General features: G+C 63.3%; 16 protein-coding genes. 10 read left to right on the top strand and 6 right to left on the bottom strand.

Annotation, left to right across the window (positions count from 1 at the left end):
- Nucleotides 1–53: 53 nt before the first annotated feature.
- Nucleotides 54–905 (top strand): fumarylacetoacetate hydrolase family protein, encoded by an 852-nt coding sequence (locus HNQ60_RS13365; RefSeq protein WP_184332553.1) that lies wholly within the window; start codon nucleotides 54–56, stop codon nucleotides 903–905.
- Between the two features lie 3 nt (nucleotides 906–908).
- Here the strand turns inward: HNQ60_RS13365 and HNQ60_RS13360 are convergent, their stop codons facing one another.
- Both HNQ60_RS13360 and HNQ60_RS13355 read right to left on the bottom strand, forming a co-directional pair.
- Nucleotides 909–2966, bottom strand: coding sequence for an acetate--CoA ligase family protein (locus HNQ60_RS13360; RefSeq protein ID WP_184332550.1), 2058 nt, complete (start codon nucleotides 2964–2966; stop codon nucleotides 909–911).
- A gap of 25 nt (nucleotides 2967–2991) precedes the next feature.
- Nucleotides 2992–4212: a thiolase family protein gene (locus tag HNQ60_RS13355; RefSeq protein ID WP_184332548.1), complete on the bottom strand. Its 1221-nt coding sequence runs from the start codon at nucleotides 4210–4212 to the stop codon at nucleotides 2992–2994.
- Nucleotides 4213–4301: 89 nt separating this feature from the next.
- Here HNQ60_RS13355 and HNQ60_RS13350 point away from each other — a divergent pair, with 89 nt between their 5' ends.
- The 4 genes from HNQ60_RS13350 to HNQ60_RS13335 all read left to right on the top strand — a co-directional run bounded on the left by HNQ60_RS13350 (nucleotide 4302) and on the right by HNQ60_RS13335 (nucleotide 10185).
- Complete coding sequence (locus HNQ60_RS13350) at nucleotides 4302–4955, top strand: TetR/AcrR family transcriptional regulator (RefSeq protein WP_184332546.1); 654 nt, start codon at nucleotides 4302–4304, stop codon at nucleotides 4953–4955.
- A 24-nt stretch (nucleotides 4956–4979) separates the two neighbouring features.
- On the top strand, nucleotides 4980–7088 hold the full coding sequence (locus HNQ60_RS13345) for a 3-hydroxyacyl-CoA dehydrogenase NAD-binding domain-containing protein (protein WP_221304189.1): 2109 nt from the start codon (nucleotides 4980–4982) through the stop codon (nucleotides 7086–7088).
- Complete coding sequence (locus HNQ60_RS13340; RefSeq protein ID WP_221304188.1) at nucleotides 7085–8923, top strand: feruloyl-CoA synthase; 1839 nt, start codon at nucleotides 7085–7087, stop codon at nucleotides 8921–8923. The genes HNQ60_RS13345 and HNQ60_RS13340 overlap by 4 nt, the downstream gene beginning before the upstream one ends.
- 62 nt (nucleotides 8924–8985) lie before the next feature.
- Nucleotides 8986–10185: an MFS transporter gene (locus tag HNQ60_RS13335; RefSeq protein ID WP_184332542.1), complete on the top strand. Its 1200-nt coding sequence runs from the start codon at nucleotides 8986–8988 to the stop codon at nucleotides 10183–10185.
- Between the two features lie 15 nt (nucleotides 10186–10200).
- On the opposite strand, the gene HNQ60_RS13330 is transcribed toward HNQ60_RS13335, so the two are convergent.
- The gene (locus tag HNQ60_RS13330; RefSeq protein WP_184332540.1) at nucleotides 10201–12927 is read right to left on the bottom strand and encodes a TonB-dependent receptor plug domain-containing protein; all 2727 of its coding nucleotides are present in this window, start codon (nucleotides 12925–12927) and stop codon (nucleotides 10201–10203) included.
- 227 nt (nucleotides 12928–13154) lie between these two features.
- Between HNQ60_RS13330 and HNQ60_RS13325 the strand changes: the two genes are divergently transcribed.
- Together HNQ60_RS13325 and HNQ60_RS13320 are read left to right on the top strand one after the other, a co-directional pair.
- Nucleotides 13155–14741: a hypothetical protein gene (locus HNQ60_RS13325; RefSeq protein WP_184332538.1), complete on the top strand. Its 1587-nt coding sequence runs from the start codon at nucleotides 13155–13157 to the stop codon at nucleotides 14739–14741.
- Nucleotides 14738–15535: an OmpA family protein gene (locus HNQ60_RS13320; protein WP_184332536.1), complete on the top strand. Its 798-nt coding sequence runs from the start codon at nucleotides 14738–14740 to the stop codon at nucleotides 15533–15535. The genes HNQ60_RS13325 and HNQ60_RS13320 overlap by 4 nt, the downstream gene beginning before the upstream one ends.
- Nucleotide 15536: 1 nt before the next feature.
- Here the strand turns inward: HNQ60_RS13320 and HNQ60_RS13315 are convergent, their stop codons facing one another.
- Nucleotides 15537–16565, bottom strand: a complete 1029-nt coding sequence (locus HNQ60_RS13315) for a hypothetical protein (protein ID WP_184332534.1) — start codon at nucleotides 16563–16565, stop codon at nucleotides 15537–15539.
- Between the two features lie 169 nt (nucleotides 16566–16734).
- Nucleotides 16735–17628 (bottom strand): LysR substrate-binding domain-containing protein, encoded by an 894-nt coding sequence (locus HNQ60_RS13310; RefSeq protein ID WP_184332532.1) that lies wholly within the window; start codon nucleotides 17626–17628, stop codon nucleotides 16735–16737.
- Nucleotides 17629–17819: 191 nt separating this feature from the next.
- Here HNQ60_RS13310 and HNQ60_RS13305 point away from each other — a divergent pair, with 191 nt between their 5' ends.
- From HNQ60_RS13305 to HNQ60_RS13295, 3 genes are all read left to right on the top strand, one after another.
- Nucleotides 17820–19166, top strand: a complete 1347-nt coding sequence (locus HNQ60_RS13305) for an MFS transporter (protein WP_184332530.1) — start codon at nucleotides 17820–17822, stop codon at nucleotides 19164–19166.
- Nucleotides 19163–20536, top strand: a complete 1374-nt coding sequence (locus HNQ60_RS13300) for an MmgE/PrpD family protein (protein ID WP_221304187.1) — start codon at nucleotides 19163–19165, stop codon at nucleotides 20534–20536. Before HNQ60_RS13305 ends, HNQ60_RS13300 begins: the two co-directional genes overlap by 4 nt.
- Nucleotides 20537–20670: 134 nt before the next feature.
- Entirely contained in the window at nucleotides 20671–21876 is a 1206-nt protein-coding gene (locus HNQ60_RS13295; RefSeq protein ID WP_184332528.1) for a cytochrome P450, read from the top strand.
- A gap of 88 nt (nucleotides 21877–21964) precedes the next feature.
- Here HNQ60_RS13295 and HNQ60_RS28095 read toward each other — a convergent pair whose 3' ends face one another.
- Entirely contained in the window at nucleotides 21965–24421 is a 2457-nt protein-coding gene (locus HNQ60_RS28095; RefSeq protein ID WP_221304186.1) for a 2-hydroxyacyl-CoA dehydratase, read from the bottom strand.
- Nucleotides 24422–24427: the final 6 nt, after the last annotated feature.

Raw genomic sequence — 24427 nt, 5'->3', positions numbered from 1 at the left:
AAGTCATTGCTCGCGTATCGCTAGAATGCGTGCCTATCGCTCAGGAGGCTCGCATGCGCATCTGCCGCTTCGATCGGAACCGCATCGGCCTCGTCGTAGGCGGACAGATTCGCGACGTCACGGCAGTCCTTTCGCAGCTGCCCGCGCAGCGGTATCCATTCCCGACTCATGACGTATTCATCGATGCTCTCCCGGGTCTGAAGGAAGCCCTCGAGCGCGAAGCCGCAAGCGCCAGCCCGATCGACCTTGATTCCGTAGCGCTGCTCTCGCCCATCGCGAATCCAGGGAAGCTGGTTGCCGCGCCCGTCAACTACGCTTCACATATCGCCGAAGCGACCGCGGACGCCGCTACATTTCCGAAAGAACAGCTTCGCCGCATCCAGGAAACCGGGCTCTTTCTCAAAGCCAGCAGCTCGATGTGCGGTGCCTCCGAAGGCATTCGCCTGGCACTGCCCGACCGTCGCACGGACCATGAAATCGAGCTCGCGGTCGTGATCGGCAAGACCGCATCGAAAGTCGCGTCGAGCGATGCCATGAGTCACGTCGCCGGCTATTGCATCGGACTGGACATCACCTTGCGTGGCACCGAAGAGCGCAGCATTCGCAAGTCGTGCGATACCTATTCAGTGCTTGGTCCGTGGCTCACTACCCCGGACGAGATCGCCGATGTCGGCCAGCTCGACCTGGATCTGTCAGTCAACGGCGAACCCCGACAGCGCGCCAACACGCGTGATCTCGTGCTGAGCGTGCCGCAACTCATCGTGTTCGCTTCGTCGTTCTACACACTGCATCCGGGCGATGTGATCTTCACGGGAACGCCTTCGGGAGTCGGCCTGATTCGTTCCGGCGATACCGTGAACGCGACGATCACCGGCCTCGGCCAACTCGTCGTCAAGGTCTCGTAGCCGCTAGTCGCTCCAGATCATCAACGCATCGAGTGCCTGAACACCCTTCGATGTGCATCGCAAGGGGTTGATGTCCAGCTCCCGCAGATCGGCAGCGGCTTCCATGAGATCCGCGACCGCAACGACGGCGTCGATGATTGCGTCGCGGTCGACTGCCGGCGCGCCCCTCCACCCATCCAGCAACGCCGAGCCGCGCAGTTCGCGCAGCATTTCTTCGACGTCGACACGGTCGAGCGGCGCAAGACGAATGCTCACGTCCTTGAGCGCCTCGGCCTCGGTACCTCCGAGGCCGAGCAGCACTGTCGCGCCGAAACTCGGATCGCGTCGAGCGCCCAGAATCAAATCGATGCCGCTCGATGCCATCTCCTCGATCAGGTAGCCGCGGTCGCTGATATCGCCCGGGATCGCATCGATCTTTTGCAGTGCCGCGCTCAACTGATCGGCTGTGCGAACGCCGAGATGCACGCCGCCGACTTCGGTCTTGTGCGCAATCCGCGGGTCCAGGACTTTTACGACGACCGGCTTGTCGAGCTGATCGAAGGCGGTTACCGCTTCTTCTTCGTTCCTGCACGAGCGTGAGCGGGGTGAACGGATGCCGAACTCTGCCAGCAACGCCTTGGCTGACGCTTCGTCCAGCGCCCGGGCAATCACCCGACCGGCAGCCGCAACGGTTCTCGTCGTGATGAGCCGTCGATACTGCGCCTTCGCATCGTCGACAAGTGCTCGCACGGCCACGGCGCCGCGCTCCGGCGATTCCAATGCGGGAATGTCACGCGACTGCAGCTTGTTCTGCGTGACGTCGACTGACCCCTCCAGGCCCAGCGTCGCGAACACCAGCGGTTGCTTGATGTCCTTACGCGCGCGCTCGAAAACAGCCACTGCGTCGATCGCAGCGGGCTCGTCGAGCGCAAACGTGATGATTGCATCGATGGCTGGGTCCCGCGAGGCCGCGACCATCACGTCCGCGAACAGCGGCGACGGCCGGCCCGTATCGATGGGATTCTGCAAATACGTCAGGGGCGGCAGATGCTTCGATATTTCGGCAACCGTCGCTGGCGCGAGTGTCGGCACATTCACGGCGGCGCTGCGCAACGCGTCGAGAATGATGAGCCCGGGACCTGCCTGCCCCGTCACGATACCGACACCGGGATTCGCTTTCGGCGCGATTCGTCCGCCCAGAAAGCCGACCGCTGCGTCGACCAAGGACTGCGTCGCGTCGACGACAATCGCCCCGGCCTGGCGCAGCGCGGCCACTGTCACAGCATGCTGCCCCATGAGATTGCCCGTGTGCGACTGAGCAAAATCCGCAACTTGGGCGCGACCGACGGGCAACACGATGACGGGCTTCAGCGTCGTCGCGTGCGACAACACGTCATAGAGCCTGCGACCTTCCGCAACTCCTTCCAGGTGCAGACCGATCATCTTCGTCTGCGGGTCGTGCGCGAGATACTCGATGACATCGGCCGCATCGACGTCCACTGCATTCCCAAGACCGACAGCCAGCCTGATGCCCAGCCGCTGACGATGCGCGAGCAGTGCCAATGTGAGATTCACACCGCCGCTCTGCGCGACGATACTTAGCGGACCAGCCGCGAACTGCTGAACAGTCGGCAGGAAACACGCGTGACAACCCGTGCCCGGTCGCGTGTAACCACTTGTGTTCGGCCCGAGAAGTCGCAGGCTGCTGCCCTTGCAGACGCGTTCGATCTGGGCTTGCAGTGCTGCGCCATCTGGGCCTGACTCCGCAAAGCCGCCACCCACGATCACCGCACCGCCGACACCGATCCGCGCAGCCTCTGTCAATGCATCAACGCATGCGTTTGCCGGCACCCCGAGGAGCACGAGATCCGGAACGACAGGTAACGCACTGAGCTGCGGATACGACTGCCTTCCCGCGATCTGCGTCGCCTTGGGGTTGATGGGAAAGACCTGGCCATCGAAACCACGAAGAGCATCGACCAGCTGATAGCCGACCTTGGATTCGGATGCGGATGCGCCGACGACAGCGATCGAGCGCGGCCGGAACAGCCGATCGAGGCCAGCGATATTTTGAGCACTCACATGAATGTTCCGTTCGCGTTGCTCGCTACTTCGAGCTACGGTCGTCGACCGCGATCACCGCTGCCATTGACGAGTCGCCCGCTGCGCAGCCCTGGAACAGACCGACGCCGCCTCCTTGCAGCGCGAGTTCCTCGATCAGTTCGATGATTGCGCGAAGACCAGTGGCTGCGTGCGGATGACCCCATACGAGCGAGCAGCCGTAGTTGTTCATCTTCTCAAGGGGGAAGCCCATCTCGCGCGCGAACACGATGTCGTTCACTGCGAACGGGTTGTGCGATTTGACAGCCTTGATATCGCGGATCGAGACGCCCGCGTTCTCGAGAGCGCGCTTCGTCGCGGGCACGGGCGCTTCGGGCATGTGCGCGAGATCGGCACGAGCCTGGCCGAACCCGAGAATACGAACGCGGATCGACGGATCACGGCTGAGCTGCCGCGCCTTCTCCGGCGTCGTTATCACCATGCCGCAGTTGCCGTCGGCGGGATGTGTCTGACTGCCGAACGTCACGGTGCCACCCGGCAAGACCGGCTTCAGCCGCGCCAGGCCCTCGACGCTCGTCGGAAACACGCCCTCATCCGCAGTGAGTACGCCGGCCTCGCCTTTGAAGTTGTACTTCGGCACGGAGAACGGCAGCGTCATGTAGCGCCGCTGGAAGGCCTGATCGTCCTTCAGTGCCTGCTGATACTGCTCGTAGCGCCGCAGGACGACATCGTGCTGCTCCTGCGTCGAGACGCCGTACTTCTTCGCGACATTCTCGGCCGTCTGCAGCATCGAATGCCCGCCGTTGACGTCGTGCGAGAAATTGTAAGTCACCTGGTCTTCCGACTGCCCCATTCCACCGAATCCCGCCGGCGCCGGATAGTAAATATGCGCACCGTTCGATGTCCGATCCGCGCCCAGCACCAGCGCAGTAGTCGCCATTCCCAACTGAATCTCGGCGGCGGCAGTCAGCACGATGCGCGGACCGGTCGAACAAACCTGCGACAACTGCGGCCCGGCCACGTGAGTCATACCGATTTCATATAGGGGCCATATCGCGCCCTGGAACGACTGGTATTGCACCTGCGTGATACCGAGCACGCCGAAATCGAACTGTGCGGTTTCGATCTGTCGCTTCGCCAGCTCCGACTTGGCTACGTGCGCGGCGAGCCGCACGCTGTGCAGGTGCTGCAATGCGCCCTGCCATTTCGCGAACGGCGTCGACCAGTAAGCCCCGTATGGAATCTCGACATCGGCGAAACGAGTCATGGATGCGGTCCTGGCGAAAAACACCTTTATGACCATTTAGTCATTATTGTACGATGTAGTCAATTCGACAGAACTGGAGCAGTCATACCGTGGCGCAGCCCAAGGCCGGTCCCTCCCGCCGCCTCACCGATCGCCGCCGCGCGCGCACTCGCGAAGCACTGCTGAGTGCCGGCAGAGCGCTGTTCGCGGCACGCGACGTCGATGGCGTGAGCGTCGACGAGATCGTCGAAGCCGCGGAGGTTGCGAAAGGCAGCTTCTACAACCACTTCACGGACAAAGATGTGTTCGCGCGCGAGATCGCAGCTGCAGTTCGCCGACAAGTCGAACAGGCCGTCAACGATGCAAACAAGGACATCGACGATCCCGCTGAACACCTGGCGCGCGCCCTGTGTGTATTCGCGCACTTTGCAATCGAGCATCCCGACAGCGCGCGCGTACTGTGGCGACTGAACTCAGGCGCAACGATGGTCGATGCTCCGATCAACCGCGGCCTGCGCGATGTCGTGCATAACGGCATCCGCAGCCAACGCTTTCGTCATGTCGATCTGGAGAGCGGTGTCCTGCTCGTGATGGGCGTCATCGTCATCGTGCTGCGCCACGTTCTCGAAGAACGTCTCGTTACGCCGCCGCACGCCGTCGCCGCCAACATGGCCGCCGGATTGCTTCGCGCCATGGGTATTGCCAATGCCCAGGCAGCGCGACTCAGTGCCGCAGCCGCTAATGATCTGCTCCAGTCGGCGTAACCGTTTAACGAAGAGGATTTCGCTTTGAGCACCCGCACCGTTTCGCTGCGACAGGATGGCGACATCGCTGTCGTCACTGTCAACAATCCCCCCGTCAATACGATCACCGCCGCCGTGCGCGCCGACCTGCGGCAGGCGCTGGAGCAGATTCGCGCAATATCCGGGATCAAGGCCGTACTTCTTCGCTGCGACGGTTCGACGTTCTTCTCGGGCGCTGATATCGGGGAATTCTCCGGACCGCCACGGGAAGAGGAGTACAGGGAGCTGTTCAACGGCTGGGAGAACCTGCCGATTCCCGTCGTCGTTGCGATGCATGGCACGGTGATGGGCGGCGGTCTCGAGATCGCTCTCGCCGGCCACTATCGTGTCGCCGCACCCGGAACGCGCTTCGGTATGCCCGAAGTGACGCTCGGCATCATTCCGGGCGCCGGCGGCACACAGCGCATGCCGAGATTGATCGGCGTGGAGAAGGCGCTCGATTTCATTCTCTCTGCCCGTCCAGTTGATACGTCGCAGGCGCAAACCATAGGCTTTCTCGATGCCGTCATCGACGGCGACCTGCAGGCTGGCGCGATAGAGTACACGCGGGATCTGCTGGCGGCCGGACGCGGCCCTCGACGGACCGGCGAAATGGCAGTCGACGCAGCCACCGCAACGGCCGAGATCATCGCTCGCATGAAAGATGAAGCGAGGAAGAAGTATCCGAATCGGAACGCCGGCCTCGTTGCAGTCGAAGCGGTCAGCGCCTCCGCGCAGCTGTCGCTGAAGGATGGGCTGGAGCTCGAGACCCGGCTCGTGAACGGTTGCAAGCAGACCGATGAGTCGCGCGGCGCGGTGTATGCCTTCTTCGCGGAACGCGAGACTCGCCGGATTCCAGGGCTTGCCGACGCGTCCTCGCGCCCGATCAAGTCCGCGGCCGTCATCGGCGCGGGAACGATGGGCAGCGGCATCGCCATCTGCTTCGCGAATGCCGGTATCCCGGTCACGCTGCTGGATTCGACGCAGGAGGCGCTCGATCGCGGTCTCAAGGGACTCGACAAGACGTACGCTGGCCTCGTGCAGCGTGGCCGACTGACGGTGGAAGAGAAAGCACAACGCCTGGGCCTGATCCGCGGATCGCTCGCCTACGAAGACCTTCGCGATGCCGACGTGATCATCGAAGCCGTCTTCGAGAACATGGATCTCAAGAGGAAGATCTTCTCCACTCTCGACAAGCTCGCGAAACCGGGCGCGGTGCTGGCCACCAACACGTCAACGCTCGACATCGACGTGATCGCCGCCGCTACATCACGCCCTGAGGACGTGATCGGCATGCATTTCTTTTCGCCCGCGAATGTGATGCCGCTGCTCGAAGTGGTGCGCACGGCAAAGACGTCGCCGGGCACGATCCGGACTGTCATGGATCTGTCGAAGCCGCTTCGCAAGACTCCGGTGCTCGCGAAGGTCTGCTACGGCTTCATCGGAAATCGCATGATGGAAGGCTATGCACGTGAAGCTGAACGCATCGTGCTGGAAGGCGCAACCCCGCGCCAGGTCGACACCGCGCTCGAGGAATGGGGCATGGCCATGGGCATCCTCAGCGTATTCGACATGGCGGGCATCGACGTTGGCGTGAACGTTCACACGGCGAATGCGAGCCAGTATCCACCGGACCCGACGTACTACCAGGCTGACTTTGCCCTCCACGAGGCCGGACGCCTCGGCCAGAAGACCGGCAAAGGCTACTATCGCTACGAGGCGGGCAATCGCACGAGGTTCGACGATCCCGACGCGATCGCAATCCTGCGCGCGCGCGCCGCGAAGCTCGGCATCGAACAGCGGCAGCATACGAGCCAGGAAATCGTCGAACGCTGTCTCTATCCCTTGCTGAATGAAGGTATCCGGATTCTCGAAGAAGGAGTCGCCCTGCGTGCATCCGATGTCGATGTGGTCTGGATCGCCGGCTACGGGTTTCCGCGCTATCGCGGTGGCCCCCTCCTCTACGCGGACACGATCACCCTCGAGCGGCTGCGCGACGGAATACTGAAGTATCAGAAGCAGTTTGGCCCGATGCACTGGCAGCCGGCCGCGCTGCTCGACCAGCTCGTGCGCGAAGGCAAGACCATCGCGCAATGGCAGGCCGAACGCACATGAGCGCGAGCCCATGGACACCCGATCCGTTCGATGCCGATGTCGAGCATCGCGCGGATGGTTCCATGCTGCTGCGGCCTCGCGAACCGATCGATGCGTCTCCCGCGCGCTCCATGGATATGCTCGGGCACTGGGCAAAGACGGCGCCAGACCGCATCCTCATCGCTCGTCGTTTCAATGACGGCGATTGGCAAGCGCTGACTTACCGGGAAATGCTCGGTCGGGTTCAGCGAGTCGCCGCGGGACTCCTCGGACGTGGTCTATCCGCGGAACGCCCGATCGCAATCCTCTCTGGAAACAGCATCGAGCATCTCGTTCTCGCATTTGCAGCAGCGTGGGCCGGCATTCCCTGTTGCGCCGTCTCACCCTCCTATTCGCTGTCTTCGGGCGAACTTGCCAAGTTGCGCTACGTCTTCGGGCTGCTCACACCGGGCCTTGTCGCCGCATTCGACAGTGCGACTTTCGCCCGCGCGGTAACGCAGGTGGCGCCTTCCGACGTATTGTTGCTTGCCGATACGGACAAGATCGGCGACCGCGACGCGCTGACGCTCGAGGCACTCGAAACAATGCCCGGCAAGGAACTCGCAGACGCGCATTCCAGGACAGGCCCTGACAGCGTCGTGAAATTCCTGCTGACCTCGGGATCGACCGGCGAGCCGAAGGCCGTGATCATCACCGAGCGCATGCTCTGCAGCAACGCGGTGATGGTGCGCCAGGCGCTCCCCTTTCTCGCGAACGACCCACCGGTCATCGTCGATTGGCTGCCGTGGAACCATACGTTCGGCGGCAGCCACAATGTTGGCCTCGTGCTGTTGAACGGCGGCTCGTTCTACATCGACGACGGCAAGCCGACGCCGGGCGGATTCGCGACGACGATTCGAAATCTGCGCGAGGTATCGCCGACTGTCTACTTCAACGTGCCGAAGGGCTTCGACGCGCTTGCCGTACAGCTCAAGGAGGACGCGTCGCTGCGGAAAAAATTCTTCCGCCGCCTGCAGGCTTACTTCTTCGCTGGCGCATCGCTGTCCCAGCACACGCTCGACACGCTCGATGAGATCTCGATCGCTGAACGCGGCTTCAGGATCCCGATGCTGTCCGGACTCGGCGCAACGGAAACCGGTCCGTCCGTCACCTTCACGACGCCCGCCATGTCGCGCGCGGGCGTGATCGGGCTGCCCGCAAGAGGCAATCTCGTGAAACTCACGCCGATCGACGGCAAGCTCGAGATTCGTGTGAAGAGCCCGAGCGTGACGCGGGGATACTGGCGCCGCCCTGATCTGACCGCTGCCGCGTTTGACGAGGAAGGCTTCTATAGGCTCGGCGACGCCGTGAGACCGATCGATCCGACAGACCCGCGCAAGGGACTTCTCTTCGATGGCCGCATTGCCGAGGACTTCAAACTCGCCAGCGGCACGTGGGTGAGTGTCGGACCGCTACGAGCAACGTTGATCGCGGCGCTCTCGCCGCTGGTCCAGGATGTGGGCATCGCCGGGCTCGACCGCGAGTTCCTCACTGCGTTGCTGATTCCCGACCTGGCGGCTTGCTCGCGCGAGCTCTCGCTGTCGCACTCGCCCGGGTACGACTGGCTTGCGGCTCACACACCGCTGCTCAACCTGCTCCAGCAGCGTCTCGAAGCCCATGCGACGCGCTTTCCCGCCAGCTCCATGAACATCCGGCGCGCCGTGCTGCTCGCCTCCGCTCCATCGCTGGATGGCGGCGAGATCACTGACAAGGGTTCGATCAACCAGAAGGCACTGCTGCGCCATCGCTCGGCTTCGGTCGAGCTCATGTATCACGCCGATCCGCCGGCAACAGTCATTCGAATCCGGCAACGATAGAATCCGCTGAAGCCACCATAACGAGTTGCGTACACTGATGCGCAACGACACGGGGGGAATGCATGAGCGAGTCAACCGCGACGGCACGTCCGAACGCCGCACTTACCATCGGCCTTTGCTTCGCTGTCGCCGTCCTCGAAGGGTTCGACATCCAGGCGATGGGCGTCGCCGCACCGAAGCTCGCACCGTACTTCGGATTGACGAAGGCGCAGCTGGGATGGGCGCTGGGAATCAGCAACTTCGGTCTCGTCATCGGCGCGAGCTTTGGCGGCTGGCTGGCGGATCGTATGGGGCGAAAGCCTGTCTTCATCTGCTCCGTGCTCATCTTCAGCGTATTCACGCTGCTGACTGCGGCTGCCTGGAGCTTTCCCACACTGCTCGGCGCACGGCTGGCCGCGGGTCTCGGCTTCGGCGCCGCGCTCCCCAACATGATGGCGGTCGCGGCGGAGATCAGCTCACCTGACAAACGCGCATCGACAGCGGCATCCATGTTCTGCGGCATGCCGTTGGGCGGAGGCTTGTCGGCGTTGCTCACGCAGGTGCTGGCGCCGGATTTCGACTGGCGCATCATCTTCGTCATCGGAGGCGTGCTGCCATTGATCGTCGCCGCTGCACTGCATTTCCTCATGCAGGAGACGCTTAGGCACAGCGAACGCACAGCCGACAACCGCGTGCCGATCCTGCACGCCCTCTTCGGCGATGGACGAGCCCTTCCTTCTCTGCTCCTGTGGCTGGCGTTCCTGCCGACGCTCCTGATCCTCTACCTGTTCCTGGGCTGGCTCACGACACTCGTGATCGGAGCCGGCCTCGATCCCGCTGTTGCTCCGCAGGCAGCGCTCGCGTTCAATTTCGCCAGTGTGGTGGGCGCGCTGCTGATCGCGAGACTCGTGGATCAGTTTGGTCCACGGTGGCCGTTAGCGGGCTCCTATGCCTTGCTCATCGTGGTTCTGATTGCGATGAGCAGCGCTCATTCCCTTGGCCCGCTGCTCGCACTCAGCGGCGCCGCGGGCTTTCTGCTTCTCGGCGCCAACTACGCGCTCTATGGAGTCGCAGCTCAGTACTACCCGACGATCATGCGGGGCACAGGCTCTGGAGCGAGCATCGCTGTCGGACGCGTGGGATCGATCGCGGGCCCGCTGCTGGCGGGCTTCCTTCTTGGCGGAGGAGCAACAGCTGCGAACGTCGTGCAATACATGGCACCCGTCGCAGCCGTCGCCTGCGTAGCCGTCTTCTTTCTCAGCTTCTTCCGTCGGACCGCGTGACGCCGGGATTCCCGGTCAGAATCGTGCACTGACCGAGAATCCGATCACGCGACCCAGCGGATTGACCAACGTCGGATCGAAACCGCCGCCGCCGTTCGGACTCTGCGCCACATCGACGAACGGCGGCTCCTCGTCGAGCGCATTCGTCACATCCAGCGCGACGGTGAGATCCTCGAGCCACGTTCCACCGAACATGTCCGCGAAGCTGTAGCCCACGTACAGGTCGAGAGACGTGAAGCTGTCCACATTGCGCTTCACCGGCGAGAGATTGTTGGTGTACGCGCCGATATGGCTGACCGTGATCTGCGAATTCAGTCCCCCGATGTGCCAGTTCAGACTGCCGCGAGCCTTGAATCGCAGCGGATTGTAGATGACGTCCAGCAGGTCCTGAGGCTGAGCGCTCGGCGCAATCGCGTACTCGTACTTCGTCAGATAGCTGCCGTTCACTGCCGCGTTGAAGTCGCCGATGGAGTCCGTCTGCCATGCATACGACAGCTGGGCATCGAAGCCCTGCATCGTCGACGATCCGAGATTGAATGAGCGACCGTCGACGAAGAGCGTGACGACAGGCGGCAGCACACCGGTGACGCCGAGCGTCGTCGCGAGATTGGCGATGAACGCCGGGTCCGGATTGCGCACGATGATCCCCGTGCCGGCGAAGTCCGCCTCACGGTTGAGGATCGTCAGGTCCGAGAGGAACTGCACGACCTGGCCGTCATAGTCGATGTCGAAGTAAGTCAGCGCGCCCTTGAAGCCAGGAAAAAAGTCCGGTTCGTACTCGACGCCGAAGGTCGTTGCCGCGGACGTTTCCGGCTGCAGATTCGTATTGCCGCCGGACAGCGTCGCGCCGATTCGCAGGGCCCCGCCGAGCGTCGGGTCCGCATAGTTCTGCACGAACAGTCGATTCGTATTGCCGTAGATCTGAGCGATGCCGGGCGCACGGAACGACTCGCCGTAACTTGCGCGGAACGTCAGGGAATCGATCGGCTTCCAATCGAGGCCATACTTCGGATTGGTCGTGTCGCCCACATCGCTGTAGTCGTCGTAGCGACCAGCGACATTGAGCGTGAGAGAACGGATTCCGGTCACTGCGTTGCCCGAGCCGACGATGGGCAACAGGACTTCGAGGTAACCCGAATCGACATCCCGCTCGAAGTGACGGAAGACGCTGTTGACCCCGGTCGCGTAGTTGTAGCGCTGGCCTTCGTAGCCTGCGGCGACGCGCACGGCACCGCCGGGCAGATCGAAAATGCGCCCGCCGACAGCGGCCTCCATCACGTGCATGTTCGTCGTACCCTGCGCGAGCTGGAAGTTCGAGAAAATATCGTCAATAACCGCAGCGCTGTTCGCTCCCCCGAATGGATTCAACGCCGTCGACGCGTTGCTGCTCGCGAGCGCTGCTGCGAGCCGCGGTTGTGAAATCAGCGGATTGTTCGCTTCGTCTTCGTTGTGGCCGTAGGTGTAGTCGATGCTGAGCTGCCACTCGGCCGGCAACCCGATCGTCGTGCCGACTGTTGCCTGCGCGGACTCGGAGAAGCCCGTGTTCAGCCGCTTCGGAGAATCGTTGCGGAACGAGTACTGCACGGTCTCGCAGCGTGTGCCCGCGGGAACGCCCGCGCTCGCCGGGCACAGCCCGAGGGTCGCGCCGGGAGGCGCCACGAAGAACGCATTGGTGGTCGGGACGCTCAGTGTGCCGGTCTGGAATGCAACCAGGTTCTCGAATTCTCGCTTCGTGCCGAATGCGTTCGCATGCAGGCTCCAGTTCTCGGTGATGTCCTGATCGAACGTCAGCGAGAAGCCGTTGCGCTCCTGCTGCGGCAGCAGGTCCTGCGACGTGTTCGGGTCGCAAAGGTTGAAAGTTCCCGGGACGAGCGCTGCAGCGTTCCCCGCAGTCACACCGCCAGCAGGGATCGCGTAGCTCGCTGCTGTAGCCCCTGAGCCGACGACGATGTTTCCGGGCTGGCACAGACGCGATCGATAGTCGCGTCCCCCCTCATCGCGCAGATCCGCCCGGAAGAAGTCGCGATCCTCCCCATTCAGCGACGAGCGAAACTGGTGCTCCGCGGCGATCGTGACCTGGCCGCTGCTCCACGTATGCCCATAGATCATGCCGACCTGATTCTCATCGGCCTCGTCCGCAACACCATAGCGGCCACGGATCTCGAACCCCTCGAAGTTGCGCCGCAGGATCAGGTTCGCGACGCCTGCTACCGCATCCGATCCGTAGATTGCCGAAGCGCCATCGGCAACGATTTCCACACGCTCCAGAGCGAGCATCGGGATCGTGGAAGGATCGACCGCGAGACCGCTCGTGCCCTGCGGCACGCCACGGTGCCCGTCGATCAGAGTCAATGTCGCGAACGGCCCCAGGCCGCGCAGATTGATCGTCGACCCCAGGGTGATGTTGCTGTTGCCGCCGGACTGACCGCGCGAGTTCTCGGAAATGCCCAGGTTGAAAACCTGCGGCACTTCCTGGATGAGTTGCGTCGTATTGACGACGGCGGCAGTGTCGATCTCGGCCCGCCCGACGGCCACGACCGCGGATCCCACCGGGGCAGTGCCGCGAATGCGGCTGCCAGTGACCACGATCTCGGTCAACTCGCTCGCACCGGCTGCGGGTGTTGCGGCCTCCTGCGCATTCGCGCTCTGGCCTGCGAGCAGGACGCCGAGTAGTGTTGCCGAACAGGACCCCGCACCCGTACGAACGAATCGCGCGTGATTGCGCAAGCGATGCGACTTCATGAACCCATCCCCCTTTTCTTCGACCTGATCCGCGTGCAGCTGTGACCACCGCCGCTCTTTATCGATGGTCCGCGACCGCTGCGCTGCCACCTGAGCGGACTGTAGGGGAGACGCTGCAAGTGCGGGTAACAGAGTCTGTATCTGCCCGTAATAATAAGAACTGATGGCTGCGAACACCGGGAATTCTTGCAGTCGCGATACAAAATAGATGACGATGCGAACTATTCGTGAATAGAATCAATGAACCAGTGATGAAGCAACGGCGCCAGCCTTCACGGCGACGAAACAGAGCGCTGTCCGGCCCGCGCTATGCGACCCTCGCCGCGACCGCGATCGCCGCGTGTACGGCCTTTGCCGGGCTCCAGTCGCGCGCAGCGGACGCACCTGCCTACGACGATGAGCGCTGGGTCCGGCCGGGGGATGGGCGTCCATTCCCTGCAAGCGCGACGCATGCGAATGAGTTCGGTTCGATCTCCACGCTGAGCCTCGGTGGTCCGGTCGACACGCGGGGACACGCGTTCTTCACGCCGCTCGGCGTGAACGGACGTGCCTGCGTCAGTTGCCATCAGCCCGCGGATGGCATGAGCATCTCCGTCGAGACGATCCGGCGCCAATGGGAGACCACCCAGGGTAAGGATCCGCTGTTCTCCGCGATCGACGGTTCGAATTGCCCCCACCTGCCTCAGGGCGACAAGGCTTCGCACTCGCTCCTTCTGCAGCGTGGCCTGTTCCGGATTTTCCGTCCCTGGCCGCCGCAGGCAGCGGACGGAGCCGTCATCGAGCCGCAGTTCACGATCGAAGTCGTTCGCGACCCCACCGGATGCAACACGCATCCGCGCTACGGTCTAGCGAGCCCCTCGCCCACGATCTCCGTCTATCGGCGCCCTCGCCCCGTCGCCAATGTGAAATACCTGACAGCCGTCGGCTTTCCCTTCGAACCCAAGAACGGGCTTCCTCTGCCCGTCGATGCGGAGACGTCGCTGCCGATGAGCGGCAATCTCATGTCGGACGGCCGCAACGGCACGCTCAAGCTCCAGGCGCTCGAGGCAATGCGGACTCACCTGGAAGTGAGCGGCACGCCGTCGAGCGACCAGGTGCGCCAGATCCTGGATTTCGAGGCCACGATCTTCAGTGCACAGAGTCACGATCGATTCGGCGGAAGTCTCGCGGTCGCTGGCGCCCAGGGCGGGCCGGAATTTCTCGCGCAGTTCGAAGCCGGAGCGCTTCAGGGCGGCGTGCAACCGATCTGGAGTGAGTTCAGGGCCTGGCGCGATTTGCCAGCTGCTCCAGCTGAGGATCCAGCACAACGCGAGTTCCGGAAGTCAGTGGCACGCGGCGCCGAGAGCTTTGCCACCAGGACTTTTCTCATCTGGGATGCGGCCGGCATTACGTCGATGGGCTTCGGTAATCCCGTCCGCAACACCTGCGCGTTCTGTCACAACATGCAGCGCACCGGCCTCGACGTGGCCCCCGGCCAGGTCGACCTCGGCACGACGAATGAACCGTTCGCGAATCCCGCCCCTGACCTGCCGTTGTTCAAGCTGACGTGCAAAGACGGCCATCGGCCACATCCACATCTAGGCCGCATCGTCTACACGCAGGATCCGGGATTCGCGCTGACGACAGGCCGCTGCATGGACATCGGCAAGATCACGATCCAGCAGATGCGGGGACTCGCCGCGCGTGCGCCGTACTTCTCCAACGGCTCCGCCGCAACGCTGCGCGAGATCATCGACTTCTACGACCGTCGCTACAACATCGGCTACTCCGAGCAGGAGAAGCAGGATCTCGTGAACCTCATGAGTGTGCTGTGACTAACCGACCGTCATTCTCGCCACTGCGCATCGTCACGCTGCTGGTGCTCTGCAACGTCGCGATGGCGGATGAAAACAAGGCTGTGCAGCCGCAGGTCGAGCGGTTCATCGGTTGCCCCGTCTACCGCGACACCGACGCGGGAAGAAAGTCTGGCTGCTGGCTCGTGGACGATCCCTCGACCGGTACCCGCTACGACGTGACCGCAGGGCGTCTCAAGCCGATTCTCGGCCAGATGATCCTCGTCGAGGGCGCCGTATCACAGCAGGACCCGAAGCTCTGTGGCGGTGTGATTCTGGAGCCTGTCAGCGTGTCGGTATTGCCGCAGGCCTGCAAGCCGTATCTGATTCCCGCCGAAGGTCATCCCGGTCGGCGCTTCGCACTGCCCGCGAACGTGATGCAGCCCAGCTCCGTACCCCGCGTTCTCCCTCCGCCTCCCTACGAACCCCGCGAGTACACGATCCTCTTCGAGCTCAACAGCGATTTTCTCGTCTATCAGTACTCCGAGACGATCATCGAAAGCGCAGTGCTCTACACAAGGGCCAGCAAGCCGCGGCGAGTGCTGATTTCCGGCTATGCCGCTACGCATCCCATCGAGATCTCAGGCCAGTCGATCCGCGAAGACATCGCGATCGCCCGTGCACGCGCGGAAATGGTCGCCGAGGCGTTCCGGCGTCTCGGCGTTTCCACGAGTGCGCTCAAGCTCGAATGGAAAGGCGACGCGGGTACGGCGCACGCAGACGATGGCCTCACCGAAGCCGCTCGACGCCGGGTAGAGATCCGCATCGAGCCGTGAGCTATCGCTGTGCCGGCGCCGCTTTCAACAGCTCTGCCCTCTCCCATCTCGGCGCCAGTGACAGCAGGGCGATCGCCGCGATGAGCAGCACCATGCCGATCAGCTCCATCCGTGTCGGGAACGGCTGGCCGAACAGGTAAGCAAGCAGGAACGCCGCGATCGTTCCCGACAGGATGCTCGCGGCGCGCTCGAACGGCACGCAGAACGTGTTCTCGCGGGGATCGAGCAGAATCAGCGCCGCGAAGATCGCGATACCAAGAAACACGAACGACAGCAGCGCCAGGATCGGCAGCGCATCGCTGGTCCAGACATCCACGAATCCCCAGCGCAGCTCCGCTCCCTGATTCGCGAACGGTGTCATCGTGACCAGCGCCAGCCCCAGGATTGCCAGCGGCATTGCGACGATCTTCTCTTCGACGAAGTACCCTTTCAGCGCATTCTCGTCATCGTTCTTCGCCACCTTGGTCATGACCGCGAGGCGCATGAAATAGCCGATCGTATAGAGCACGACCGCGAGAATCGCGAGCGATGGCATGTACAGGCCGCCCCGCTCCCACAACGTCAGGCCCAGCGCGACACAGACCATCGCCAGCGCCACCCACGAATACCAGCGCACTCTGCGCCCCGCGATCAGATCCACCAGCGGCGCAATGATCAGCACATCACCCCGCATCACCAGCTGAATGAAAGGAATACTGACGCCTTCGAACGTCAGCGACAGCGGCACCGTAAAGAGCAGCAGGCTCGTGCCCACACCGGCAATGGCAGTCCACCGCGTTGGGAACGGAATCCGCAGACCACCAACCGTCACGTAGTGCGCCGATTTCCACCATCCTGACAACCAAACGAAGGCCGCGAGCATCACCGTGCTGATGATGAGCGTAGCCGGCAACGTCTCCAGGCCGCTCAACGGCCTTCCGAGCCCGGCGTTCGGTGTGGTCGACAACGCCCTGGTGATCATCATGTACGGCACGTAGGTTGCCAGGTACAGCAGGGTCGTGATCTCGATCGGCATGCGCGTCAGACGCATGTTCCCCCCCTCGACGCCGCGCGGTTATCAGTGCGAATGGTTCGCTTTGTAAACTATTTCGCGGAGCGTGACCAGCGGCCGCACGTCACTCCCGCGAAAGCGGGAGTCCATCTTCATCGGAAGAGACTTGGATTCCCGCTTTCGCGGGAATGACGACGGGGGCGGGCGATTACTCCCCGCGAAGCTCCGCTCCGATCTCGCGCAGGATGTCGTAGACGAAGCGCGCAGCGGGTGTCAGGGTCGGACTGCGGCGGTGACAGAGGAACATCGGCCGCATCGGCGGCGCATCGCCGAGCTTGCGCGCTTTGAGGGTTCCGGCGGCCAGGTCCTCGGCAATCACACCCGCCACCATCGCACCGACCCCCAATCCGCGACGGACGGTTTCCATCACGTTCTGCAGTGAATCGAGCTCCACCGCGACGCGCGGCGCGAGGCTCGCGGCTGCAAAGACCGCATCGACGATGGTGCGAATGGAATTCGGCTGCCGCGGGACGACCCACGGCAGCGCCGCCAGGTCGGCAAGCGACGCGTCATCTGGAATCACCCACGCTGCCGGATACATCAGGATCAGCTGCTCGCACAGGATTTCCTCACCGACGATCGCCTCCCCATCAGGGCGTGTCGGCGAGATCGACAGTTCGATGCGACCCTTGACGAGCAGGTCGTTCAGCATGGCGCTGCCTTCTTCACGGATCTGCAGATGCATCTCCGGGTGCTGCGTACATACCTTCTCGATCAGCGGCAGTGCAAAACGCGGCACCATCGTCGGCGACATCCCGAGACTGACCGCCCCGGACAGAGGCTGAACTTCTCGGTGCACCGCATCGCGAAGCTCGTCGAACTGCCGCAGGATCGTCTGTGCCCGTGCGTAAAGAATGCTCCCGGCGCGTGTCGGCGTGACGCCCGAAACGGATCGCTCCAGCAGCTTCACTTTGAGTTCGTTCTCCAGCACGGCGAGCTGCTGGCTGAGCGCGGGCTGCGCAACTCCGGTCACTGCTGCCGCGCGCGTGATGCTGCCGCTGTCCACGATCTGGACGAAATAGCGCAGTCGGCGGCTATCCACGATGTGAAACCTCGGCCGCTCCCATCGCGCCCGGGCAGCGGTCATAAGAGAGGCTTATGCAGGCAGGCATAGAAACGTGTTTCCGAAACGTCCGGACGGTCGCTACTATCGCTCAGGCGCACCCGGCACGACAACAACGCGTTGCCGAACACACGCGTGAATGCTCGATGCAGTCCGGGGGAATCCGCTCGATGAACGAAACCGCTGCTGGGGTCCGGGATGACCAGATCATCCGGAAGATCCGGGTGCGACTCGTCGTTCCGCTGCTCGTGCTGCTGTTCCTGAGCACGATCGATCGCGCCAACGTCAGCTTCGCTGCGCTGCAGATGAACGAGGCGCTCGGTCTCACGCCCGAGACCTACGGATTCGGCGTCAGTCTGTTCTTCGTCGGCTACATCCTGATCCAGCTTCCGAGCCTGTGGCTGTTGCAGCGGATCGGCATGCGGCGATGGCTGTTCACGATCTCCCTCGTGTGGGGACTGGCCGCGACCGCAATGGCATTCGTGCATTCGAAGGAGATGTTCTACGCACTGCGCGTGGTACTCGGCATCGCCGAAGGTGGCTACGCACCGGGTCTCATGTTCTATCTCGCGAGCTGGATTCCGAAGCGCTACCGTGCTGGCGCCATTTCCAACGTGATGCTCGCAGTGCCGATTTCCGTCGTCGTCGGTGGTCCGTTGTCCGGATGGCTGATGAGCATCGACAACCCGCTCGATATGGCTGGCTGGCGCTGGATGTTCCTGATCGAAGGCATGCCGACGGTCGTGCTCGGCATCGCAGTGCTGTGGCTGTTTACGGATCGTCCGCGCGATGCACAGTGGCTCACTGCGGACGAACGCAACTGGATCGAGACAGAAATCTCGAAGGAACAGATGCCACAGCAACAGCAGCACGCTTGCGGCTGGCGGCTGATCGGCAGCGGTCAACTGTGGGCCGCGACCGCATGCTGGTTCGCGCTCATGGCTGGTGCGCAAGGCCTTCTTTACTGGCTGCCGCAAGCCATTCGTCATCTTTCCAGCGGCAGCAGCGATCTGGAAGTCGGCGTACTGAGTGCGCTTCCGTGGGTCGCGATCGGCGCCGGCATGCTGGTCAATGCATGGCACTCCGATCGCAAGCAGGAGCGGTATCTGCACGTCGCGCTGGCCGCACTGGCGTCAGGCGTGTTGCTCGCGCTGACGCCATTGCCGGATGGTGTTGCGGCACTGTCCCTGCTCATTCTTGCGGGATTCTTTCTCGGCGGCGCCCAGAGCACCTTCTGGACCATCCCACCGACGTTCCTCAACCCGATGACGCTCGCTGCCGGCATGGGCATCATCAACATGTGCGGCAACATCGCCGGACTCGTGGTGCCCGTCGCAGTCGGCTGGGTTCGTGCACGCACCGGCTCTTTTGATCTGCCCGTCTATGCGATCGCCGCCGTTCTCGTACTCGGCGCATGCGCCGTTCTTCTGCTCCGCTTCCGCATGGCTGCCCGCAGTGAGCGATCAGGCGGCGAGCGCGGCGGACTGACACCGGACGCCGAGGCCGCTTCACGGTGAGCGGCCTGTCGGCGCAGATCGCGTCCTTCACCGCGAGAACGCGCTACGACGATCTGCCGCCGGACGCGATCGAGAAGACCAAGCAGTGCATTCTGGATGCACTGGGCGTTTCGCTGGCGGCAAGCAGCCTCGGTGAAGGCTGTCGTGCCTTCATCGATCTTGCGACCGAGCAAGGCGGCCGCGAACAATCCACGCTCCTCGGCGAATCTCGCAAAGTACCAGTCGAAGCGGCCGCGCTGGTCAACGGCGCCCTGGCACACGCGCTGGACTACGAAGACTCACATGACATCGCGCTCGTCCATCCGAACGCGCCCACTGTGCCAGCAGCGCTCGCGCTGGCCGAAGCGTTTGGCCCGGTCAGCGGGAAGGAGCTCATCGCCGCTGTTGCCGTGGGCTGCGACGTCGCCGTCCGGCTTTCACTTGCGCTCAAGGTCTCTATCGCAGAGTTCGGCTGGTATCCGCCGCCAATCCTCGCTGCCTTCGGCGCGACTGCGGCTGCAGCGAAAATTCTTCGCCTCGACGAACAGCAGGTCCGTGATGCCCTGTCACTGGCGCTTTGCCAGGCCACTTGCAGCAACGAGATCATCTACAGCCCGCAATCCGTCATTCGCGCCGTTCGTGATGCCTTCGCGGCGCGCGCGGGCGTAACGGCGGCTCTGCTCGCCCAGCGAGGTATTCGGGGTTTCGATGAACCTCTCGAAGGTCGTGCAGGCTTCTTCGCTGCCTTCGCGCGCGGTCAATACGACGCCGACAAACTCACCCGGGATCTCGGCCAGGTCTTCGAGATCGCAAACATCAGCTTCAAACCCTGGCCTTCCTGCCGCGGCACGCACGCAGCTATAGAGGCAGCGCTGAAATGCCGCGAAGCAGTCCGTGTCGAAGACATCGAGAACGTGACGATTCACGGCGGCCCGATGCTTCGCATGCTCGCGGAGCCTCGACCCAGCAAGATCCGGCCGGCGACAGCAATTGACGCCAAATTCAGCCTTCCATTCACCATCGCGACGGCGCTGGTCCATGGCCACGTCGGCTTGCAGAGTTTCCGATCCGAATGTCTCGAGGATGAGCGAGTCCTGAGGCTCGCTGCCAGAACGAGCGTCAGTGCGGATGCTGCACCTCGCACCGCTATCGGTGCCCGGCTTCGCATTCGCACGCGCGGCGGGGTCGAGCGTGAAATGGAAGTGCTGACGCCGCTCGGAAGCCCGACTCATCCAATGTCCAGCCAGGCACTGATCGACAAGTTCGCCGAATGCGCCGGCCTCGCCACCCGCCCTCTCGGTGCCGACGCCGCACGACGCTTCGCCGAAAGAACGCTGTCCCTCGAGGAGCTGACCGATGTCGGCACTGAACTTATGCCTCTGTTGCGCTGAACGCGGCCTCGCCCGTGGCCATCAGCCGGGCTTATCGCTGGTAGATGGAACGGCTGTTACCCGCCGCGCAGCCCAGCGCATATGATTTCTTCGGCACTGCATCGGACGGCCGATGCGGATGCAGTGGAGCATTCATGTCGAACTCGCCCGAAAGCCACAAATCGCTCAACGAATACGATCCGACGCTGCCGGAGACGTTCGACAGCGAGCACCAGGAGTTCGCGCAGCTGCGCTCGCGCTGTCCGGTGGCCCACAGCACAGCCTTCGATGGCTTCTGGGCCGTAACGCGATACGACGACATCCACCGCATCCTGATGGAACCGCAGACGTACATCACCTCGGTGCGCAACGTCGTACCCGGATCGTCCACGACCGGCCGGCGGCCGCCGTTGCATCTGAATCCGCCCGAGCACACACCCTACCGGCGCGCGATCGATCGCGCATTGAGCGCGAAGCGCGTCGCGATGATCGAGCCCGCCACGCGACGGATTGCGTCGACACTGATGCGCGATCTCGTCGCTCGCGGTGAAGGCGATCTGGTCGAACACTTCGCCAGCCCGCTGCCCGCATATGTCTTCGGCGAATGGATGGGCCTGACGCAGGATCAGACGAGCGTCCTGTGGAATACAGCGAAGGCGTACGTCAAAGCCTGGGAAGCTTTCGACAAGTCGAGCGTTGCGGTGGCTGCCGAGCACCTCGCCCGCATGGCCGCCGAAGTCATCGAGGAGCGACGCCGCGAGCCGCGTGATCCGATGATGGACCCGACGAGCTCACTGCTGGCGGAACGCGACGCGAATGGCGAGCCCTTCCCCGATGTACTTCTCGCGGGCTGCGTGCGACAGGTCCTGGTAGTCGGCCTCGTCGCGCCACCGATCGTGATGGGAAGTATCGCGGTCCATCTCTCGCGCGATCCGGCACTGCAGAAGCAACTGCGCGCGGATCCGTCGCTGATTCCGGATGCGATCGAGGAGTTTCTGCGTCTCTACACGCCCTACCGCGGATTCGCACGCTCCGCCGCACACGAAGTCGAGCTTCACGGCCGCAAGATATGCCCGGGCGAGGCCATCGCTCTGGTCTATGCGTCAGCGAATCGCGATGAAACGGTGTTCCCCGACCCGGATAAATTCCAGTTGCGCCGACCGAACATCAAGCAGCATCTGGCTTTCGGGCGCGGTCCACACACCTGCGCGGGCATTCCGCTCGCGCGGCAGCAGCTCAACGTTGCACTCGAAGAATTGCTGCGACAGACGAGTCATTTCGAGCTCTGCGGCGATCTGCACATGAGCGGCATGCCGGAACTGGGGCCGATCTGCGTTCCTCTGCGGATGACGCGAGCGTAAGATCGTCCGATCGGATTGTGGGTCCGGCTTCAGCCGGACGTCATCGCGTTAGCGATCCGGGCCTTTCGGCCTAACGCAGCTGGCCGGCCTATCCGGCGGCAGCCCGCATTCTTGCCCTCGCCTCCACCGGCCCCTCGATGAACTGAGTCACCGACCGTTCGATCGCATCCCGATCGGCGCCTTCCTTGTTGAAGTTGTCGAGCGGCAAGGCGAGCACAGGTATGCCGGACTGTTCGAGCGCGCGAAGGACGAAAGGATCCGCATCCGCCAGCGCCACCGCTCCATCGACGCTGTGTGTCCGCGCCTCGTTGACGTGCCATGCGGCTGCCCAAGTCGGCATGCGCAACTCATCCCCCATCGTCACGACACGAGCAGCGAGCGCTCGCAACGGATCCCGGCCTCCATCGAACGTTCGGATATAGCCGTCCGCTGCCAACGCCAGATACATCGACCAGACGAACACTGCGCCGTGCGACGCTTCCCAACGCTGATAGAACCCCATCTCGCTCCACATGCCACGCCCCACCCACATGAGCCGTACGCGTTCATTCGCGCACGCTGCCTCTCCGCGCTGGACGCGTCCAGCCACCTCTTCGTAGAAGGCGCGGGCGGCATCGCGAGCCCACTCCGTGCCGCGATGCCACTGCGGCGTCATCGTCGCGGGCATGGTGTCGGCGATTCCTGCCGGCGCCGGAACAGTCCGCGCGATCAGGTCGCGAGTACGCCGGTAGTATTCCTCCTGCTCGTTCACCAGCGTCATCACGTGGGCGAACTTCCCGTGCGAGAACGTGCGCCCTGTACGACGTTCCAGATTCGCGATCAGCTCCCGCATCTCGGCGACGAGCAGGTCGAGTCGCTCCGGCTCCAGCACCTCATTCCACTGCGTCGGCAACGACTCCCACCAGCGCTGGAACAGCGACCAGCGCGCGTCGATCGTTCGCTCGAACAGGAACAGCTCCGCTCCAGATGCCTGCGCCCACGCCTCGAACAACCTCGCCGCGCCGTCCGTGCCATTGATGGCCTGCAGGAACGTCGGCGTCGGCAAACCGCCCCAGGGCGCATCCTCGGGATCGGCGTCGAAAACGGCTGCGAGCCCTTGCGAACTGTAGGCGTCGATTTCCACCGGGAAGCCTCTTTCCCGCAACAGGTCGAGGTAACGCCTGCTCTGCTGCTTGGCTGCTACGATGGACGCCCACCATTGATTCACTACGAAAGGAATATCCAGCGCACGCAGGATCTCCTGCGGCGCATTCGCATTCACGACTGCAAGCGGTTCGCCGGCATCGACCCGGCGACGCAGGTCAGCGAACCAGGTCCGCTGATAGTCCCCGAAAGCAGCGACTGACTGCAGGGACTTTCGACTCCGCTCGCCTGTCGCGGGCGAAGACTTCTTTGCCGAGGCGGACTGTAGGTGCGGGCCCGGCTTCACGTCCTGGCGCTTCGGCTCGAGAAACCGACGAACTTCCGCTTGCAGCGCACCTTCACCGTCGAAATGCGACGGCTCCAGCACGAGCAACGGGACGCCAGCCCGGTCGCAGGCGCTTCGAACTGTGTTCGTATCCCACGGTGCCGCCTCGTCTCCTGGCATACAGACGTGCACAACCAGTTCTGGCCGCACACGAGCGATTCCTGTCGAGAGCGATCGGGTCCGCTGAGTGACTGATTGCCCGACCATGGGAACGTGACGGGTCGGAGATACGAGAGTGCTCAGAGGATCGCCGGTGTGAGTCACGTCGCGCACGTACCACGGGTCTCCCCAGTCGTGATCCTCGCCGACGACGAGCAACCCACAGGACTCCAGTCGCTCGTAGATCGAGCTGTCTTCGTGACTGCTTCCGGTGACGAAAACACGACGGCCGGTTCTCACACTCAACGCGGACGACCGCGAAATGAGTTGACGCAAGAGCTCCAGATGCTCCGCCTCTGGAAGGATCGCCGCACTGCCGATGATCGCAAGTGCTTCCGCGCCGTTGAGCCGGCATTCGCCGGCACGCAGCGTCATCACGTGCTTCAGTTGCTGCCGATGCTCGTCGGCTTCGGAAAGCGCCTGCCGGAGCGCATCATCGCCACTGGCACTTCCCGAGAACCTGTCGAGCGACGTGCGCCATTCGCCGAGCCGCAATCTGTTGTATCGCTCAGTCGAGGCCCGCGGCAGATGCTTGAGATCGAGGAACTGCACCGGCCCCATCGGGGCCTCGTTCAGCGAGGCGGCCTCTCTCAGGATCGCGAACAACTGCGGAAACTGAGCCTCCGCGTGCGAGATCACGATGAGATCCGACGCGGGCACTTGCAGCAACGCTTCCAGTAACGATCGGCTGCGCGGACTGAGCTCAGTTGTCCCCATCAGCGCATCGGCGCGCGGCGTCGCCATCGCACGATCCGCTGCCAACCGGATGGGCACGAAGCCCGCCGCAGCGATCACTTCGTGCGGAACGTCAACGCCGAGAACTCTTGCGATCCGGCGGCCGGTGAGTCGCTGACCATCCGCGACCTCGCCTGGCTGACGATATGCATCGATGAACCGCTGAAGAATCTCCTGAACCACGTCGCC

This window comes from Povalibacter uvarum, assembly GCF_014202975.1.
Taxonomy (GTDB): Bacteria; Pseudomonadota; Gammaproteobacteria; order Steroidobacterales; family Steroidobacteraceae; genus Steroidobacter; species Steroidobacter uvarum.
Note: the sequence above shows the minus strand (reverse complement) of the source record. Positions and strands in the feature narration are given on the sequence as shown.

Bases quoted from the DNA above. Each gene is read 5' to 3' on its own strand.
- HNQ60_RS13365 (WP_184332553.1), top strand. From the start codon at position 54: ATGCGCATCTGCCGCTTCGATCGGAACCGCATCGGCCTCGTCGTAGGC.
- HNQ60_RS13355 (WP_184332548.1), bottom strand. From the start codon at position 4,212: ATGACTCGTTTCGCCGATGTCGAGATTCCATACGGGGCTTACTGGTCG.
- HNQ60_RS13340 (WP_221304188.1), top strand. From the start codon at position 7,085: ATGAGCGCGAGCCCATGGACACCCGATCCGTTCGATGCCGATGTCGAG.
- HNQ60_RS13335 (WP_184332542.1), top strand. From the start codon at position 8,986: ATGAGCGAGTCAACCGCGACGGCACGTCCGAACGCCGCACTTACCATC.
- HNQ60_RS13330 (WP_184332540.1), bottom strand. From the start codon at position 12,927: ATGAAGTCGCATCGCTTGCGCAATCACGCGCGATTCGTTCGTACGGGT.
- HNQ60_RS13315 (WP_184332534.1), bottom strand. From the start codon at position 16,565: ATGCGTCTGACGCGCATGCCGATCGAGATCACGACCCTGCTGTACCTG.
- HNQ60_RS13305 (WP_184332530.1), top strand. From the start codon at position 17,820: ATGAACGAAACCGCTGCTGGGGTCCGGGATGACCAGATCATCCGGAAG.
- HNQ60_RS13295 (WP_184332528.1), top strand. From the start codon at position 20,671: ATGTCGAACTCGCCCGAAAGCCACAAATCGCTCAACGAATACGATCCG.